The 16,074-nt window shown below is 62.2% G+C and carries 18 protein-coding genes; 14 read left to right on the top strand and 4 right to left on the bottom strand.

Going from position 1 to position 16,074, the window contains the following annotated elements:
• The 6 genes from trpD (at position 1) to CHU95_RS14040 (ending at position 4,891) form a co-directional block, all read left to right on the top strand.
• Complete coding sequence (trpD, locus tag CHU95_RS14015) at positions 1-1,038, top strand: anthranilate phosphoribosyltransferase (protein WP_094456953.1); 1,038 nt, start codon at positions 1-3, stop codon at positions 1,036-1,038.
• Positions 1,035-1,853: an indole-3-glycerol phosphate synthase TrpC gene (gene trpC, locus CHU95_RS14020; protein WP_094456954.1), complete on the top strand. Its 819-nt coding sequence runs from the start codon at positions 1,035-1,037 to the stop codon at positions 1,851-1,853. The genes trpD and trpC overlap by 4 nt, the downstream gene beginning before the upstream one ends.
• Positions 1,850-2,335 carry a cyclic pyranopterin monophosphate synthase MoaC gene (gene moaC / locus CHU95_RS14025; RefSeq protein WP_094456955.1) on the top strand — a complete coding sequence of 162 codons (486 nt, stop codon included), beginning with the start codon at positions 1,850-1,852 and terminating at the stop codon, positions 2,333-2,335. The genes trpC and moaC overlap by 4 nt, the downstream gene beginning before the upstream one ends.
• Before the next feature lie 106 nt (positions 2,336-2,441).
• Complete coding sequence (locus CHU95_RS14030; RefSeq protein WP_094456956.1) at positions 2,442-3,641, top strand: molybdopterin molybdotransferase MoeA; 1,200 nt, start codon at positions 2,442-2,444, stop codon at positions 3,639-3,641.
• Between the two features lie 165 nt (positions 3,642-3,806).
• Positions 3,807-4,541, top strand: coding sequence for a transcriptional repressor LexA (gene lexA / locus CHU95_RS14035; protein ID WP_094456957.1), 735 nt, complete (start codon positions 3,807-3,809; stop codon positions 4,539-4,541).
• 125 nt (positions 4,542-4,666) lie between these two features.
• Complete coding sequence (locus tag CHU95_RS14040; RefSeq protein ID WP_094456958.1) at positions 4,667-4,891, top strand: hypothetical protein; 225 nt, start codon at positions 4,667-4,669, stop codon at positions 4,889-4,891.
• 391 nt (positions 4,892-5,282) lie between these two features.
• Here the strand turns inward: CHU95_RS14040 and pth are convergent, their stop codons facing one another.
• Both pth and CHU95_RS14050 read right to left on the bottom strand, forming a co-directional pair.
• Positions 5,283-5,894: an aminoacyl-tRNA hydrolase gene (gene pth / locus CHU95_RS14045; RefSeq protein WP_094456959.1), complete on the bottom strand. Its 612-nt coding sequence runs from the start codon at positions 5,892-5,894 to the stop codon at positions 5,283-5,285.
• A gap of 30 nt (positions 5,895-5,924) precedes the next feature.
• On the bottom strand, positions 5,925-6,506 hold the full coding sequence (locus tag CHU95_RS14050) for a 50S ribosomal protein L25/general stress protein Ctc (protein WP_094456960.1): 582 nt from the start codon (positions 6,504-6,506) through the stop codon (positions 5,925-5,927).
• A 305-nt stretch (positions 6,507-6,811) separates the two neighbouring features.
• Here CHU95_RS14050 and CHU95_RS14055 point away from each other — a divergent pair, with 305 nt between their 5' ends.
• Positions 6,812-7,741, top strand: coding sequence for an endonuclease/exonuclease/phosphatase family protein (locus tag CHU95_RS14055; protein ID WP_133065532.1), 930 nt, complete (start codon positions 6,812-6,814; stop codon positions 7,739-7,741).
• Between the two features lie 7 nt (positions 7,742-7,748).
• On the opposite strand, the gene CHU95_RS22495 is transcribed toward CHU95_RS14055, so the two are convergent.
• Complete coding sequence (locus CHU95_RS22495; RefSeq protein ID WP_165772177.1) at positions 7,749-7,916, bottom strand: hypothetical protein; 168 nt, start codon at positions 7,914-7,916, stop codon at positions 7,749-7,751.
• A 212-nt stretch (positions 7,917-8,128) separates the two neighbouring features.
• On the opposite strand from CHU95_RS22495, the gene lipA reads away from it, so the two are divergent.
• The 4 genes from lipA to CHU95_RS14075 all read left to right on the top strand — a co-directional run bounded on the left by lipA (position 8,129) and on the right by CHU95_RS14075 (position 10,771).
• A complete protein-coding gene (gene lipA, locus CHU95_RS14060; RefSeq protein ID WP_094457247.1) occupies positions 8,129-9,088 on the top strand; it encodes a lipoyl synthase in 960 nt (319 codons plus the stop codon).
• Positions 9,089-9,114: 26 nt separating this feature from the next.
• Positions 9,115-9,546: a type II toxin-antitoxin system RatA family toxin gene (locus CHU95_RS14065; protein WP_094456962.1), complete on the top strand. Its 432-nt coding sequence runs from the start codon at positions 9,115-9,117 to the stop codon at positions 9,544-9,546.
• A gap of 335 nt (positions 9,547-9,881) precedes the next feature.
• Entirely contained in the window at positions 9,882-10,523 is a 642-nt protein-coding gene (locus CHU95_RS14070; RefSeq protein ID WP_094456963.1) for a DUF2975 domain-containing protein, read from the top strand.
• Positions 10,523-10,771 carry a helix-turn-helix domain-containing protein gene (locus CHU95_RS14075; RefSeq protein ID WP_094456964.1) on the top strand — a complete coding sequence of 83 codons (249 nt, stop codon included), beginning with the start codon at positions 10,523-10,525 and terminating at the stop codon, positions 10,769-10,771. The genes CHU95_RS14070 and CHU95_RS14075 overlap by 1 nt, the downstream gene beginning before the upstream one ends.
• Before the next feature lie 37 nt (positions 10,772-10,808).
• Here the strand turns inward: CHU95_RS14075 and purU are convergent, their stop codons facing one another.
• Positions 10,809-11,681, bottom strand: a complete 873-nt coding sequence (purU, locus tag CHU95_RS14080) for a formyltetrahydrofolate deformylase (protein ID WP_094456965.1) — start codon at positions 11,679-11,681, stop codon at positions 10,809-10,811.
• Between the two features lie 194 nt (positions 11,682-11,875).
• On the opposite strand from purU, the gene CHU95_RS14085 reads away from it, so the two are divergent.
• The 3 genes from CHU95_RS14085 to CHU95_RS14095 all read left to right on the top strand — a co-directional run bounded on the left by CHU95_RS14085 (position 11,876) and on the right by CHU95_RS14095 (position 15,951).
• On the top strand, positions 11,876-12,310 hold the full coding sequence (locus tag CHU95_RS14085) for a MerR family transcriptional regulator (protein WP_094456966.1): 435 nt from the start codon (positions 11,876-11,878) through the stop codon (positions 12,308-12,310).
• A gap of 126 nt (positions 12,311-12,436) precedes the next feature.
• On the top strand, positions 12,437-13,579 hold the full coding sequence (locus CHU95_RS14090; protein WP_094456967.1) for a thiolase family protein: 1,143 nt from the start codon (positions 12,437-12,439) through the stop codon (positions 13,577-13,579).
• Positions 13,580-13,608: 29 nt separating this feature from the next.
• Positions 13,609-15,951, top strand: coding sequence for a 3-hydroxyacyl-CoA dehydrogenase/enoyl-CoA hydratase family protein (locus tag CHU95_RS14095; protein ID WP_094456968.1), 2,343 nt, complete (start codon positions 13,609-13,611; stop codon positions 15,949-15,951).
• Positions 15,952-16,074 lie beyond the last annotated feature (123 nt).

The raw sequence follows: 16,074 nt of genomic DNA on the forward strand, positions 1-16,074 counted from the left end.
ATGTCAGGGGATATGGGGGATTTCAAGGCGCTGCTGGCGAAGGTCGCCACCGGCGCCCCTTTGAGCGAGGTGGAGGCGGAACACGCCTTCACCATCATCATGTCGGGCAATGCCACACCGGCCCAGATGGGCGGATTCCTGATGGCGCTGCGCGTGCGCGGCGAAACGGTGGGGGAGATCACGGGGGCCGTGCGCGCCATGCGTGCCAAGGCCCTGAAGATCGAGGCGCCGGACGGCATCATTGATACCTGCGGTACCGGCGGCGACGGCGCGCATACCTATAACATCTCCACGGCCGTGGCCTTTGTCATTGCCGGCTGTGGCGTGCCCGTGGCCAAGCATGGCAACCGGGCCATTTCGTCCAAGTCGGGGGCCGGCGATGTGCTGTCGGCGCTGGGCGTCAATCTGGATGCCGATTTCACGCTGGTGAAACGGGCCCTGTTCGACGCCAATATCGGCTTTCTGCTGGCCACCCGCCACCATACGGCCATGCGCAATGTCGGGCCGACGCGGGTGGAACTGGGCACGCGTACGATCTTCAACCTGATGGGGCCCTTGTCAAACCCGGCGGGGGCGCAACGTCAACTCATGGGCGTCTATGATGCCAAATGGGTGGAACCGCTGGCGCAGGTGCTGTGCAACCTGGGCTCCACCCGCGCCTGGGTGGTCTCAGGCGCCGATGGGCTGGACGAGATCACGACCACCGGCCCCACCCATGTTGCCGAGTTGCGCGACGGGCAGGTGCGACGGTTTGAGGTGACGCCAGAACAGGCGGGCCTGACCCGCGTCACGCTCTCCGATCTGCGCGGCGGCACGCCGGAGGAGAACGCCGACGCCTTGCGCGCCGTCTTATCGGGTGCCACAGGCCCTTATCGCGACATCGTGCTGCTGAATGCTGCCGCCGCCCTTGTCGTGGCCGATGCCGTGCCCGATCTCAAGGCCGGTGTGGCTAAAGCCGCCGATTGCATCGCCTCCGGCCAGGCCAGCCTGGCGCTGGATAGGCTTGTCTCCATCACCAACACGCCGATGACCCTATGACCAGTCAACCCGACGTCCTGGCCCGCATCAATGCTGATAAGGCCGAGCATGTGGCCCGCGCCAAGTCGGCCCGGCCGCTGTCCGTGGTCACCGATCTGGCTAAGGCCCAACCCGCCCCGCGCGGCTTTGCTAAGGCCCTGGAAAACACCGTCGCGGCGGGCCGCTGGGCCCTGATCGCGGAGATCAAAAAGGCCAGCCCGTCCAAGGGCCTGATCCGGGCGGATTTCGATCCGCCGACCCTGGCCAGGGCCTACCGCGATGCCGGCGCCACCTGCCTGTCGGTGCTGACCGATGTGCCGTACTTCCAGGGCGATGACGCCTTCCTTCAGGCCGCCCGCGCGGCGGTGGAACTGCCGGCGCTGCGCAAGGATTTCATGATCGATCCCTATCAGATCGTGGAAAGCCGGGCGCTGGGGGCCGACTGCATCCTGCTGATCATGGCCTGCCTGGACGATGTCCTGGCGCGGGAGCTGTATGACGCGACCGTCGAACTGGGCATGGATGTCCTGGTGGAGGTCCATGATGAGGCGGAGATGGAGCGAGCGCTAAAGCTGCCGGGTGGTTTGCTGGGCGTGAATAACCGCAATCTGAAGACCCTGGCCATTGATCTGGCCACCACCGAGCGGCTCTCCGCCATGGTGCCGGCGGGTCGGCATCTGGTGGCGGAAAGCGGTATCCACAGCCCCGCCGACCTGACCCGTCTGGCCCAGGCCGGGGCCCGCCGCTTCCTGATCGGTGAAAGCCTGATGGCCAAGCCCGATGTGACGGCGGCCACCAAGGCCCTGCTCTCCACCCCGATGATCGAGGCGGCATGAACAGCCCGCTCACCCATTTTGATGAGGCGGGCAACGCCGCCATGGTCGATGTCTCGGCCAAGGATGAGACGGTACGGATCGCCACGGCGCGCGGCTATATCGCCATGAAGCCGGAGACCCTGGCCCTGATCCGCGATGGCGGCATGGAAAAGGGCGATGTGCTGGGCGTGGCGCGGCTGGCCGGGATCATGGCGGCCAAGAAGACACCCGACCTGATCCCGCTCTGCCACCCCCTGATGCTGTCCAAGGTGGCTGTCGATTTCACCATCGACGAGGCCGGGTCCAGGGTGGAGATCGAGGCGACGGTGAAGCTGAAGGGCCGTACGGGGGTGGAGATGGAGGCCCTGACCGCCGTGTCGGTGGCTGCCCTCACCATCTATGACATGTGCAAGGCCGTTGATAAGGGCATGGTCATCGGCGGGGTTCATCTTGCCTATAAGGAAGGCGGGAAAAGCGGGACCTATCTCGGGCCGGCGGCTTAAGCCGCCCTCCATCGGCGAATTATCGGCTCTCCATCGCACCTGCCCCGTTGCGGGGCGTGATATATGCGCCAATATGTCGAACGCACTTGACAGACGGAGCATGTGATTGATCCCGCTTTCCGAGGCCCGCGCCCGCATCCTGGCGGCGGCGAAGCTGCTGCCCGCTGAACAGGTGCCCATCACCCAGGGTCTGGGCCGTGTGCTGGCCGCTGATGTGGTCGCGCGCGTCACGCATCCGCCAACGGCGGTCAGCGCCATGGATGGCTGGGCCGTCCGCACCACCGATATATCCGCCTTTCCCGTCACCCTGACCCGCATTGGTGAAGCACCGGCGGGCCGCCCCTTTACGGGCCATGTGGGGCCAGGTCAGGCGGTCCGCATCTTTACCGGTGGGGCCTTGCCCGATGGGGCTGATACGGTGGTGGTGCAGGAGGATGCCGATGATCACGGCGCCATGGTCACCCTTCGCGATGGCAGTGGTCCCGGCCGCTGGGTCCGCCCGGCGGGACAGGATTTTGCAACCGGCGATGTCGGCGTCGCCGCCGGTCGCCGCCTGACTGTGCGTGATCTGGCGCTCGCCGCCTCCATGAATGTGCCCTGGCTGCGGGTACGGCGGCGTCCGCGTGTGTCGATCCTGGCCACAGGCGACGAGGTGGTGATGCCCGGCGACACGCTGGCGCCGGGTCAGATCGTCAGTTCCAATTCCCTGGCACTCTGCGCCTTGGTGCGGCAACTCGGTGGGGCACCGGTCGATCTGGGGATTGCCGGTGACAGCGCCGACAGCCTGTCCACCCTCGTCGCTGCCGCATCGGGGACCGACCTGCTGGTGACCATCGGCGGGGCATCAGTGGGGGAACATGACCTTGTTCGCGCTGTTCTGGGTGCGGCGGGGTTGGAGCTGGATTTCTGGAAAATCGCCATGCGGCCGGGCAAGCCGCTGATGTTCGGGCAGATGCATGGCGTGCCCATGGTCGGCCTGCCGGGCAATCCGGTCTCGGCCCTGGTCTGTGCCTGGCTGTTCCTGCGCCCGCTGCTGCTGGCCATGCAGGGGCTGCCGACCGACGATGACCTGCGCGATGCCATCCTGGCCCGCGACATGGGCGCCAATGACAGCCGCGCCGATTTCATCCGCGCCAGACTGTCCCGTGACGGGGAAGGGCGGTTGGTGGCCGAACCCTTCCCCAAACAGGACAGCGGCATGTTGAGCCGTCTGGCCTGGGCCGATTGCCTGATCCTGCGCGCACCCCACGCCCCGCCGGCCAAGGCAGGGGATCGGGTGCAGGTGATGCCATTGGACGGCCTCTGATGCCTGTTCGGCGTGCAGATGCACGTAGGCGTTCAGTCTTTGCGACGCAGCGATCAATGCGAACCAAAAAGGAACATTGCTTGGTGTTCCGTTATTGTTCTATAGTGATGGCGGTCACAAAGACGGCGCCGGATGGGCGGCCGCCGTCGCGGGTGAGGGAATGCCATGCTGACGCGCAAGCAACAGGAACTCTTGTTCTTCATCAATGAACGCCTGAATGAGGGTGGGGTTTCTCCCTCTTTTGACGAGATGAAGGACGCGCTGAGCTTGAAATCCAAATCCGGCATCCACCGCCTGATCACAGGTCTGGAGGAGCGGGGTTTCATCCGCCGTCTGCCTCACCGGGCGCGGGCGCTGGAAGTGCTGCGTTTGCCGGAGAAGCCGATGCCCAGGACCAAGCCTGCTGTTGCTTCACCGGCCTCTGCGCCGGCGGAAGTGTCGCCCCGATTCAAGCCGAACGTGATCCGCGGCGATTTCCGCAACAGCCTGCCCGGCCGCCCAGCCAGCAATGATGCCGAAGCGGTCGCTTTGCCGCTTTATGGTCGCATCGCCGCAGGCCTGCCGATTGAGGCAATGCGCGACAACTCCGTCACGATCGATATCCCTGCCTCCATGCTGGCCGCCGGCGATCATTACGCTCTGGAGGTGGCGGGCGACAGTATGGTGGAGGCGGGTATCTTGGACGGGGATACTGTGATTATCCAACGCTGTGACACGGCGGAGAATGGCACCATCGTTGTTGCTCTGGTCGATCAGCAGGAAGTGACGCTGAAGCGGCTGCGTCGGAAGGGCAATTCAATTGCCCTGGAACCGGCCAACCCCAACTATGAAACCCGGGTGTTCGGCTCTGATCGGGTCAGTGTACAGGGGCGATTGGTGGGTCTGATCCGGCGTTATTGATTGCGGTGATGTGACTATAGTCAGGTTACATCGGCCGGTGCCCCAATCCGGTCATCTTTTCGTCCCGTTTTTTGTCGATCGCGCTGGGCAAGGTAGGGCTGTTCTCCCCTTCTGGAAACTGCGCGATGCCGTCACCCCCGTTTCTTGCCCGTGCGGTCCCGTTGCTGTTTTTGCTGCTGCTGGCTGGCTGTGCCAGCCCCTGTCAGCGGATCGGTGCGGAACTGCGCCAATTGAATGCCGATGCAATCCGGGAGCCGGCTATGGTGGGGGACGGTCGTTATATCGCCCGCTTTCAGGAATTGGCAGCGCAATCGGTGGAAAGGAACTGCCTCGTGGATCACAGGCACTGAAACCCTGTAATCGCTCAGCGCAAGGCTGCTTTCGCTTTCGTCACGCTCTTGGCCAGGACGCGGCTGTCACGTTCTGGGGTCGTGAATGACAAAACGGATGGGGGGCATCCGACGTCGAATCTGTTGCCGATGACGCCAGCGATGGGGACCTGACCTCCTGTCCCCATTCAGTTAAAGCGATCGCGGATGAGCTCTTGATTCTGGCCTGGATTACCTAGCCATCCAGCGAATTGCGCGATGCCTGTAACGCCAAGGTGATGAAAAATCCGCGTCAGCAGTGCGACCCGGCAGCCATGCCATTTGACGTTAAGCGTATGTTCTGGGGTTGTTTCACCACCTTGATTCAGGCCCGATATCTCCACGGCCGCTTGGTGGCAAGAATGGCTGCTGCTTACGGTACCGGTTTTACTGGGTTCTCCACCTTGGGAGATTTCGGCGGTGCTGTCAGTGAGGCAATGCGGGAGGCGTATTTTTCTGGCTCGCCCTTGACCAGCAGGGGCAGTTCGGCTGCCATTACGTTCAGCAGTTTGGGCAGCCAGACCTCATCGGCTTTGGCAAAGTTGCCCAGCACCCAGCCATGCACCCGATCCTTATCGCCGGGATGGCCGATACCGATCCGCACGCGCCAGTAATCTTTGCCGATATGATCGTCGATGGAACGAAGGCCATTATGCCCGCCATGCCCGCCACCCTGTTTTACCCGGATCCTGGCTGGGGCGACATCCAACTCATCATGCAGCACAATGGTGTCAGCGGGGGTCAGCTTATAAAAGCGGATGGCCTCTCCGACCGATTGACCAGACAGGTTCATGAAGGTCTGGGGTTTCAGCAGGAAGCATTTTTCGCCCCCTGTCATGCCTTCGGCGACCAACCCCTGGAAGCGACGCTTCCAGGGGCCGAAGCCGTAGCGGCCGTGGATCTCATCCACGGCCATGAACCCGACATTATGCCGGTGCCGTTCATATTCCGGGCCGGGATTGCCCAGTCCGACCAGCAGACGCATCGTCGGGTTCCAGCGTTACCGATGCAAAGATCAGGCTTCGCCCTTAACGGTCGGAGCAGCGATCGTGGCGACGGTGAAGTCACGATCCGTGATGGTCGGACGCACGCCTTCCGGCAGCTTGACCGAGGAGATGTGAATGGAGGAACCGACCTCAAAGCCGGCCAGATCGACGACGATCTTCTCCGGCAGGTTGGAGGCCTTGGCGAAGACTTCGATGTCGTGACGCACAATGTTCAGAACGCCGCCCTTCTTCAGACCCGGGCAGGTTTCCACATTCACGAACTCCACCGGCACCTTCAGGGTGATTTCGGTGGTCTCGCCGACGCGCAGGAAGTCAACATGCAGCGGACGGTCATAGACCGGGTCCAACTGGACATCGCGGGGCAGGACACGATGGGTCGTGCCGTCCAGCGTGATCTCAAACAGGTGGGTGAAGAAACCCGGACGGTGCAGTTCACGATTGAACTTGGCGTAGTCCAGCGAAATCATCACCGGCTTTTCCTTGTTGCCGTAGATCACGGCCGGAACCAAGCCCTCACGGCGAGCAGCACGGGCGGTCCCCTTTCCGGCCCGGTCGCGAGCCGTGGCGGCGAGCGAGATAATCTGGGTCATGGTACTCTCCTAGTACGAAAAAAGACCCGTGCGCGGCTTCCCGCGTCGGGCCCGATAGTGGCGCCAGCCTCCAGGGGTGCTGTACGCCGTTGAAAAAGGTCCGGCCTTGTAGGCGCAAACCGGCCCGGAGTCAAGGTGCAGGCCGGCACTCAACGCGTGCAGATCCGCAGACCCTCCTCTTGTTGGCGCCTGTCATTGCGGCTTGGAAGGCGGAGTGGGCGCCACCGGGCCCCTGCGGTTCCGGCTTGCGTCTGTTCAACGGCAATGGTCGATTGCCACGGCTCTTTGCTGAAGGACCAGTATCTTTGTCAATCCGTGCTGCCCGTATGGTCGATGCTGTGGCAATCCTGCTCTGGGCGGGGGCCTTGGCCATGTTGTTGTTCACTATATTGCGCTGGGTTCCGGGCGGGTGGTCGGTCGCCGATCATCTGCGCATCGCTCTGTTATGGGGAGCGGTGCCCCTTGCTATGATGGCCCTTGTCGGGCGACGGTGGCTGGTCCTTTTACCCGTGACCTTGGCTTGTCTGATCAATGGCGCGCTGGTCGTTCCCACTCTGATGCCACGCTCCTCGCCACCGGGGCAGAGCGTGACGTTGCTTCATGCCAATGTCTGGCACCACAACCCGTCAATGGATGGGTTCGTGGCCCAGGCACGCGCGCAGCATGCGGACCTGTTGGTGGTACTGGAGCGCCACCATTTCCAGGGCTACGCCTGGGCCGATGCACTGGTCGACCGGTTTCCCCATCGCCTGACCTGTGAAGAGGCGGATTGCGGAAACAACATTCTGTCGCGTTGGCCGCTGGAACGGCTGGGTGTTGTCACCAGCCCATGGCATGATCAACCGGACAAGCCGAGTTATCTCGCGGCCCGTGTTCATCGACCATCGGGGGCATTTACCCTTGTCACGGCCCATCTTAGCCAACCGTTCGATCAGTCGATCCAAGATGCACAGGCCGAGTGGCTGGTGGCTCGGTTGCAGGAGTTGCCGGGACCGGTGATTCTGTCCGGTGACTTCAATGCCGCACCCTGGTCACCGCTGGTCCAGCGGATTAAGGATGGCGGCGGTCTGGTACGGCTGTCGACAACCGGCCCAACCTGGCCGTCATCGGCCCTGTTCATCGGCATCCCCATCGACCATGTATTCGGCGATGCCGGGCCGGGGGATGCGCGGGTGCTGGCCGATATCGGTTCTGACCACCGGCCACTCTTGGTGACATTCACCCTGACGGATTAGGGGAGGATCAGGGCAGGGGGGCCGTCACCACATCAACCGTGGTGCTGACGGCTGTCGTTGCGACATCGGCCGCAGTTCCCACCACGGTTGTGGCCGCCCCGACCACAGCGCAGCCCGGCAACGCCGACAGGCCCGCCACCAGAAGCAAAAAGCCGACCCGCTGTTTCAGGTGCATGATCCGCCCATCCTGTCGCTGATATTCCTGGGTAATACAAACTGGCGGCGCAGGCCAGGGCAAAGGTTCTAAGACAGTGCGCCACCCGGTCGGCAGCGCGGCCTTTCGTCCGCCTTGCAGCCATTGCGGGGGAGGGTGGCGGAACGCCGCGCTTGGTTCAGGGGCCGGGGCGGCTTATGTTCTGGGCCAAGGCAATTCCCAAGGTCAGGGCCATGACGATCGAAGAACCCCGCGTCCGCCACCCGGAAAAGGTCAACCGCCCGGACAACCCGATCCAGCGCAAGCCCGATTGGCTGCGCGTGAAGGCGCCGACCAGCCGGGAATATGCGGAAACGCGCGACCTGATGCGCGGTTTGAAGCTGCATACGGTGTGCGAGGAAGCGGCCTGCCCGAACATTGGTGAGTGCTGGAAGAAGAAGCACGCCACCTTCATGATTCTGGGTGCCATCTGCACGCGCGCCTGCGCCTTCTGCAATGTCGCGACCGGCAAGCCGCTGAACCTGGACCCGCATGAGCCGGAAAAGGTGGCCGAAGCCGTCGGCAACCTGAACCTGGAACACGTGGTCATTACTTCGGTGGATCGTGACGATCTGCCCGATGGCGGGGCCGACCATTTCGCCCGCACCATTCTGAACATCCGCAAGACGGCACCCGCCACCACCATCGAAATCCTGACCCCCGATTTTATGCGCAAGCCCGGTGCCGTGGAGCATGTGGCCAAGGCCCGGCCCGATGTGTTCAATCACAATCTGGAAACCGTGCCGCGCCTTTACCCCTCCATCCGTCCGGGTGCGCGCTATTTCACCTCGCTGGCTTTGTTGCAGCGGGTGAAGGAAGTGGACCCGACCATCTTCACCAAGTCCGGCATCATGGTCGGTCTGGGCGAGACGAAGGAGGAGGTGGGGCAGGTGATGGACGATCTACGTGCCGCCGACGTGGATTTCCTGACCATCGGTCAGTATCTGGCGCCCACGCCCAAACATGCACCCGTCGACCGGTTCGTGACGCCGGATGAGTTCGAAAGCTACGCCACACTGGCGCGCGGCAAGGGCTTCCTGATGGTGTCCAGCAGCCCGCTGACCCGCAGCTCCTATCATGCTGGGGATGACTTCCGGAAGCTGCGTGCCGCCCGTGAGGCCAAGCTGGCGGGCACCCGCCCCGCCGCCGAGTGAAGCGCTTGCCAGGGTTCTGAAATTCAATGCCAACGCATGCCGAACGGCGCATCCTGCCGCACACACCGGAGCAGCTTTATGCCCTGGTTGCCGATGTGGAGCGCTACCCGGAATTCCTGCCCTGGGCTGTGGCCTGCCGCATCCGCAAGCGGCAGGAACCCGTGATCTGGGCCGATCTGGTGATCGGCTTCAAGATGATCCGCGAGCGCTTCACCTCCAAGGTGACCCTCAATCCCGATGCTCTGCGGGTGGATGTGGAATATGTCGATGGCCCATTCCATTACCTGAACAACCACTGGGTTTTCGAGGCACACGCCGATGGCTGCGCCGTCGATTTCTTCGTGGATTTTGAGTTCAAGAACAAGGTCCTGCAGACCATTATCGGCGCGCTGTTCAACGAAGCGGTGAAGCGCATGGTGGCGGCGTTTGAGAACAGGGCTAAGCAGCTCTATGGCTAAGCCATTGCTTTATGCTGAACACTCGCAGAAGCCATTGCGACTGACGTCGCGCCGTCGATAGGCCGACGCCCCTTTCATACAATCCGCTGTGCCAAATACCGCCCAATTCGGGTGTGCGGGCGACGAGCATTGCCCGGTGGGGTTCTGTCGGACCTCAGCGACCGCAGAAACAACCCGCGTCGGCCAGCAGCAGAATCCGGCACGCCACCACCCCTGACCATGCCTATGCCAATGAAGGTTGCGATCTTCAAGAAACATACGAGATTTTATGTTTTGCGTAAAATGATAAATGATATATAGAAAATCCATACCTGCTAAACAAGGAGTTGGAGAGCATGTCACTGCGTGTTCTGAACTGGATTTTGACGACGGCCATCTGGCTGCTCGCTTTCGGTATCCTGCTGATCCTGGGTGTCACTTTTTATGCCGGTCTGACCGGAAAGCCCTGGTTCATGATGGTTCCGGTCATCCTGAGCCCTGCTGTGTCCACCGACCTGTTGCGTGAAGGGCAGGCGGTGGTCGGCCATTTGCTGGCCGACCGCGGAACCCTGAACATCAACATTGACCAGATGTCGACGAAATTGCTGTCGGGCGTGTCCATGGCGGCGGCTGTTGGTCTGTGTCTTTATGCGGCCTTCACCCTGCGGCGGCTGGTCGGAGATATCGCGGGTGGTGATCCCTTTGCTGCGACCGCCGTGACACGTCTGCGGCGGATCGGCTGGCTGCTGATTGGTGCCAATGCCGTCACCGTGGCCTTCGGCTGCCTGTTGCCATTGTTGCTGTCTGGCGCCAGCATTGCCGATGGCCGCGAACTGGTGGTTAACCCTTTCTGGTCCTCTTTGCCCGATGCGCCCTATGCCAAGGTTGCACCCGATATCAATGGCTGGCTGGCACTGTGCGGTTTGGTTCTGCTGGCACTGGCAGAAGCTTTCCGCATCGGCCGCGATCTGAAGGTTGAAGGGGAGGGGATCATCTGATGGCCATCATCATCAATGTCGACGTGATGCTGGCCCGACGCAAAATGTCGGTGACCAAGCTGGCAGAGGAGGTGGGAATATCCCTGACCAACCTGTCTTTGCTGAAAACTGGCAAGGTGAAAGGTATCCGCTTTGCCACCCTGAACCAGATCTGCACCGTTCTGAACTGTCAGCCCGGCGATATCCTGGAATATCGACCGGATGAGCATCCCCCGGAACCGCGGACGGGAGGCGATGACGGTTTTTGAAGACAAAAAGGGGGCCGTCCAGGTCCCCTTTGCTGCATCACTTAAAAATCACCGTCCGTGACCCATCCATGATGATGCGACGTTCCAACTGCCACCGTACGGCCCTTGCCAGCACGGCGCATTCCACGTCGCTGCCCATATCGACCAGGTCTTCGGGCGTGTGGCTATGGTCCACGCGCTGGATGTCCTGTTCGATGATGGGGCCTTCATCCAGGTCGGTGGTCACGAAATGGGCGGTCGCGCCGATGATCTTCACCCCACGCTCATGCGCCTGATGATAGGGCTTGGCCCCCTTGAAGCTGGGCAGGAAGCTGTGATGGATGTTGATACAGCGGCCCGCCAAGACCTCGCAGAACGACGGCGACAGGATTTGCATGTAGCGGGCTAGCACCACCAGATTGGCGCCGCTATCTTGAATGATCTTGGTGAACTGCGCCTCTTGCGCTTCCTTGTTGCCCTTGGTCACGGGCAGATGGTGATAGGGGATGCCTGACCATTCCACGAAGCTGCGCATATCATCATGGTTCGATACCACTGCCGGGATATCCATGCGCAGGCTGCCCGAACGCTGCCGGTGCAGCAGGTCGTAAAGGCAATGGCCGAACTTCGATACGGCGATCACCACCTTGGGCCGCACCGACAAATCATGCAGTTCCCAATGCATGTCATATTGGCGGGCGATGGGCGTGAACCCTTCCTTCAAGGCGTCCAGATCGGGGAAATCGGCCCCGTCGGCGCGGAAGACCGTGCGCATAAAGAACAGGTTGTTCAGGGCGTCATTGAAATGGTTCGATTCTGTGATCGAGGCGTCATGCTTGGCCAGATAGGTGGATACCGCCGCCACGATCCCCTTGCGATCCGGGCATCGCACGATCAGCACATAATGGCCCTGTTCCCCGATCACCGACATGTCACGCACCCGCTACATCATCAAAAATTCGTGAGGGCTGGAGAGTTGCGACTGGCGCGCAGGCTTGTCCACCCCCAGATTAGGGAAAGGCAGGAAAAGGATGGCCGCCATGCAAAAACCGCTTGACGTTTGCGGAAGCTTCACTTACCTATTACGTAAACGTAAGCAACCTGTCAGCGACAAGGGCAGCTCTCATGCTGAACACCATCGATCAGGCCAAACCCGCCTATAATCCGGCACAGACCTTCACCATCGGTCAGTTGGCCGACGAATTCGGCCTGACCCTGCGGTCGCTGCGGTTTTACGAGGATGAAGGTTTGATCTCGCCGGCCCGCATGGGCCAGACGCGAATCTATACCCATCGTGACCGCGCGCGGCTGAAGCTGATCTGCCGGGGCAAGCGGCTGGGTTTCTCTATCGGGGAGATCAAGGATTTCCTGGATCTCTACGACACGGACGAGGCGCAGGTGGAGCAGATGACCTATCTGCTGCGCGGCGCCCGCAACCGTATCCGCCATCTGGAACAGCAGTTGCGAGATGTGCAGCAGACCCTGAAGGAGCTGCATGAAATTGACGGTCTGATCGTGTCTCACCTTCATTCCAAGGGTGTGCAGGTTCCAAGCGAGTAACCTTCATGCCGTGCGCGTTGATTTTTCATACGCTCGTTTGAATTTTTCCAGCCGTCCCCCTAAATCAAATGGTACCGCCCGCGAGAGGCGGGCCGCAGCCAACCCCAGGCGAGGAGTGCTCCAGAGATGAAGAACGTCGTGATTGCCGGTTACGCCCGGTCCCCCTTCCACATTGCCAACAAGGGCGAACTGACCAAGGTGCGTCCGGATGATCTGGCCGCCGCTGTTGTGAAGGAACTGTTGGCCCGCACCGGTGTCGACGGTGCAGCCGTGGAAGACCTGATCATGGGCTGCGCCTTCCCGGAAGGCGAACAGGGTTTCAACGTCGCCAAACTGGTGGCCATGATTGCGGGCCTGCCGCAGTCGGTAGCCGGCGCCACGGTCAACCGTTTCTGTGGTTCATCGATGCAGTCGATCCATCAGGCGGCTGGCGCTATTGCATTGGGCGCCGGCGACTGCTTCATCGCCGCCGGTGTGGAAAGCATGTCCCGCGTGCCGATGGGCGGTTATAACCCGATGCCCAACGCCGTTCTGCATGCTGCCAATCCCGGCGCCTATATGGCCATGGGCATCACGGCGGAAAACCTGGCCAAGAAATTTGGCTTCACCCGCGCCCAGCAGGAAGCCTATGCGGTCGAGTCCCACGCTAAGGCCGCCAAGGCTCAGGCCGAAGGCCGGTTTGAGGCTGAGATTGTCCCTATCACCGTACCGGGCGGTAAAGTTGTGAGCCAGGATGGCGGTATTCGCGCCGGCACCACGGCGGAGGGTCTGGCGACCCTGAAGCTGGCCTTTGACGCCGAGAACGGCACCGTCACCGCTGGCACGTCGTCGCCGTTGACCGATGGCGCCTCGGCCACGTTGGTCTGCTCGGAAGATTTCGCGAAGGCGCACGGCCTGAAGATCCTGGCCAAGATCCGCTCCATCGCCGTGTCCGGCTGCGACCCCACCATCATGGGTTATGGCCCGGTCCCGGCGTCCAAGAAGGCGCTGGCCCGCGCTGGCCTGACCATTGCCGATATCGACATCGTCGAGAGCAACGAGGCCTTCGCGGTGCAGTCCATGACGGTTGCCAAGGAACTGGGTCTGGATGCGGCCAAGGTGAACCTGGATGGCGGCGCACTGGCGCTCGGCCACCCGCTGGGCGCCACGGGTGCCCGCATCACCGGCAAGGCCGCCAGCCTGTTGCAGCGTGAGGGTAAGGCCCTGGCGCTGGCCACCCAGTGCATTGGCGGCGGTCAGGGCATCGCCACCATCCTGGAAGCGGTCTGATCAACGGCTGCAAGCGGGAGGAAACACCCATGACCATTAAGAAAGCCGCCGTCATCGGCTCCGGCGTGATGGGCAGCGGTATCGCTGCCCACATCGCCAATGCGGGCATCCCCGTCTATCTGCTGGACATCGTTCCGCAGGCGGTGAAGGACAATGGCGGCGACCGGTCGGTCGTTGCCAAGACCGCCATCGACAAGATGCTGAAGACCGATCCGGCCCCCTTCATGCACAAGAAGGCAGCCAGCCTCGTCACCCCCGGTAATATCGAGGATGACCTGGAAAAGCTGGCCGATGTCGACTGGATCGTCGAGGCCGTGCTGGAGAACCCGAAGGTCAAGCACGACCTGTATCAGAAGTTGGAAGCGGTTCGTAAGGACGGCTCCATCGTCTCGTCCAACACCTCCACCATTCCGCTGTCCATCCTGCTGGAAGGTCAGACGGAACGCTTCGCGGCCGATTTCTGCATCACCCACTTCTTTAATCCGCCGCGCTATATGCGTCTGCTGGAAGTGGTGAAGGGTCCCAAGACCCGCCAGGATGCGTTTGATACCGTCAGCGCCTTCTGCGACCGCGTCCTGGGCAAGGGCGTGGTAGAATGCAAGGACACGCCTGGCTTCATCGCCAACCGGATCGGCACTTATTTCATGGCCGTCGCCGTGAACGAGGCCATTGATGGCGGTCTGACGGTGGAAGAGGCGGACGCCATCACCGGCCGCCCCATGGGCATCCCCAAGACGGGCACTTTCGGGCTGATCGATCTGGTCGGTCTGGACCTGATGCCGCTGATTTCCAAGTCGCTGCTGTCCACCTTGCCGGCCGACGATGATTACCGCCGTATCCATCGCGACAACGCGCTGGCCAACAAGATGATCGCCGAAGGCTATACGGGCCGTAAGGGCAAGGGCGGCTTCTATCGTCAGACCAAGCTGGCCGATGGCCGCCGCGTCAAGGAAGCCATCGACCTGAAGACCGGCGCCTATCGCAAGTCCGAAAAGGCCACGCTGGCCTCGGCGTCGGCCAAGAACCTGAAGGCGTTGGTGGAAACCGCCGATGCCGGCGGTGCCTATGCTTGGCGCGTGTTGTCGCAGGCGCTGAGCTACGCTGCCGATCTGGTGCCGCAGATTGCCGAACAGATTACGGCGGTCGATGAGGCGATGCGCCTGGGTTACAACTGGAAGTCCGGCCCGTTTGAGCTGATTGACCAGTTGGGCACCGGCTGGTTCGCCGAAAAGCTGGTCGCCGAGGGCAAGGAAGTCCCCCACATGGTGAAGGTGGCCGCTGGCCGTCCCTTCTATAAGGTGGAAGGCGCCAAGCTGCTGTTCCTGGGCACCGATGGCGAGTATGCCGAGGTAAAGCGTCCGGACGGTGTGCTGCTGCTGACCGATATCAAGCGCGGGTCGAAGCCGGTCGCCAAGAACGGTTCCGCCAGCCTGTGGGATATCGGCGACGGCGTCCTGTGCCTGGAATTCACGTCCAAGATGAATGCCCTGGATCAGGACATCATGGGCATGATCCGCAAGGCCATGGGCATCATCGGCGATGGCAAGTCCGGTGCCTACAAGGCCCTGGTCATCCATAATGAGGCGCAGAACTTCTCCGTCGGTGCCAATCTGGGCCTGGCCCTGTTCGCCATCAATATCGGCCTGTGGCCGCAGATTGAGGCGACAATTGCCGAGGGTCAGAACACCTATAAGGCCCTGAAATACGCCCCGTTCCCCACCGTCGCCGCCCCGTCGGGCATGGCGCTGGGGGGCGGCTGCGAAATCCTGCTGCACAGCTCCGCCGTGCAGGCCCATGCCGAGACCTATTCGGGTCTGGTGGAGGTCGGCGTCGGTGTGCTGCCGGGTTGGGGTGGCTGTAAGGAGATGGTCATCCGCCATCTGGCCAACAAGCGGCGTCCGGGCGGCCCCATGCCGGCCCTGTCCGCCGCGTTTGAGGCCATCAGCACCGCCAAGGTCGCCAAGTCGGCGTTCGAGGCGCGCGACATGCTGATCCTGCGTCCGACCGACGGCATCACCTTCAACAAGGACCGTCTGCTGGCCGATGCCAAGGCCAAGGCTCTGGAACTGGCGGCGAACTACACCCCGCCGCAGGAACCGGAAATCCGCCTGCCGGGCCCGACGGCTGCCGCGGCTTTCAGCATGGCGGTCGACGGCTTCGCCCAGCAGGGCAAGGCCACGCCGCATGATGTGGTGGTGTCCAAGGCCATTGGCTTCGTGCTGTCGGGTGGCAACACCGACATCACGCAGGTGCTGACCGAAGACGACCTGCTGACGTTGGAGCGGGAAGGGTTCCTGGCCCTGACCAAGACCAACGGCACCATCAACCGCATCGAACATATGCTGGAAACCGGCAAGCCATTGCGGAATTGAGGTTAAAGGGGGCGGGGAGCTCACGCTCTCCGCTTCCATTCGCTCCTTCCTGCCTTCCCCGCGAAAGCGGGGACCCAGGGTCCACAAGCCCGACCGTTAGTTCCGGCCACCCCTGGACCTCCG

Origin of the sequence: Niveispirillum lacus (genome assembly GCF_002251795.1) — a bacterium.
GTDB lineage: Bacteria > Pseudomonadota > Alphaproteobacteria > Azospirillales > Azospirillaceae > Niveispirillum > Niveispirillum lacus.

What these genes read in the sequence shown, in the direction of transcription:
- trpD (WP_094456953.1), top strand. Translation starts at nt 1, where the DNA reads ATGTCAGGGGATATGGGGGATTTCAAGGCGCTGCTGGCGAAGGTCGCC.
- trpC (WP_094456954.1), top strand. Translation starts at nt 1,035, where the DNA reads ATGACCAGTCAACCCGACGTCCTGGCCCGCATCAATGCTGATAAGGCC.
- moaC (WP_094456955.1), top strand. Translation starts at nt 1,850, where the DNA reads ATGAACAGCCCGCTCACCCATTTTGATGAGGCGGGCAACGCCGCCATG.
- lexA (WP_094456957.1), top strand. Translation starts at nt 3,807, where the DNA reads ATGCTGACGCGCAAGCAACAGGAACTCTTGTTCTTCATCAATGAACGC.
- CHU95_RS14040 (WP_094456958.1), top strand. Translation starts at nt 4,667, where the DNA reads ATGCCGTCACCCCCGTTTCTTGCCCGTGCGGTCCCGTTGCTGTTTTTG.
- pth (WP_094456959.1), bottom strand. Translation starts at nt 5,894, where the DNA reads ATGCGTCTGCTGGTCGGACTGGGCAATCCCGGCCCGGAATATGAACGG.
- CHU95_RS14050 (WP_094456960.1), bottom strand. Translation starts at nt 6,506, where the DNA reads ATGACCCAGATTATCTCGCTCGCCGCCACGGCTCGCGACCGGGCCGGA.
- CHU95_RS22495 (WP_165772177.1), bottom strand. Translation starts at nt 7,916, where the DNA reads ATGCACCTGAAACAGCGGGTCGGCTTTTTGCTTCTGGTGGCGGGCCTG.
- lipA (WP_094457247.1), top strand. Translation starts at nt 8,129, where the DNA reads ATGACGATCGAAGAACCCCGCGTCCGCCACCCGGAAAAGGTCAACCGC.
- CHU95_RS14065 (WP_094456962.1), top strand. Translation starts at nt 9,115, where the DNA reads ATGCCAACGCATGCCGAACGGCGCATCCTGCCGCACACACCGGAGCAG.
- CHU95_RS14070 (WP_094456963.1), top strand. Translation starts at nt 9,882, where the DNA reads ATGTCACTGCGTGTTCTGAACTGGATTTTGACGACGGCCATCTGGCTG.
- CHU95_RS14075 (WP_094456964.1), top strand. Translation starts at nt 10,523, where the DNA reads ATGGCCATCATCATCAATGTCGACGTGATGCTGGCCCGACGCAAAATG.
- purU (WP_094456965.1), bottom strand. Translation starts at nt 11,681, where the DNA reads ATGTCGGTGATCGGGGAACAGGGCCATTATGTGCTGATCGTGCGATGC.
- CHU95_RS14085 (WP_094456966.1), top strand. Translation starts at nt 11,876, where the DNA reads ATGCTGAACACCATCGATCAGGCCAAACCCGCCTATAATCCGGCACAG.
- CHU95_RS14090 (WP_094456967.1), top strand. Translation starts at nt 12,437, where the DNA reads ATGAAGAACGTCGTGATTGCCGGTTACGCCCGGTCCCCCTTCCACATT.
- CHU95_RS14095 (WP_094456968.1), top strand. Translation starts at nt 13,609, where the DNA reads ATGACCATTAAGAAAGCCGCCGTCATCGGCTCCGGCGTGATGGGCAGC.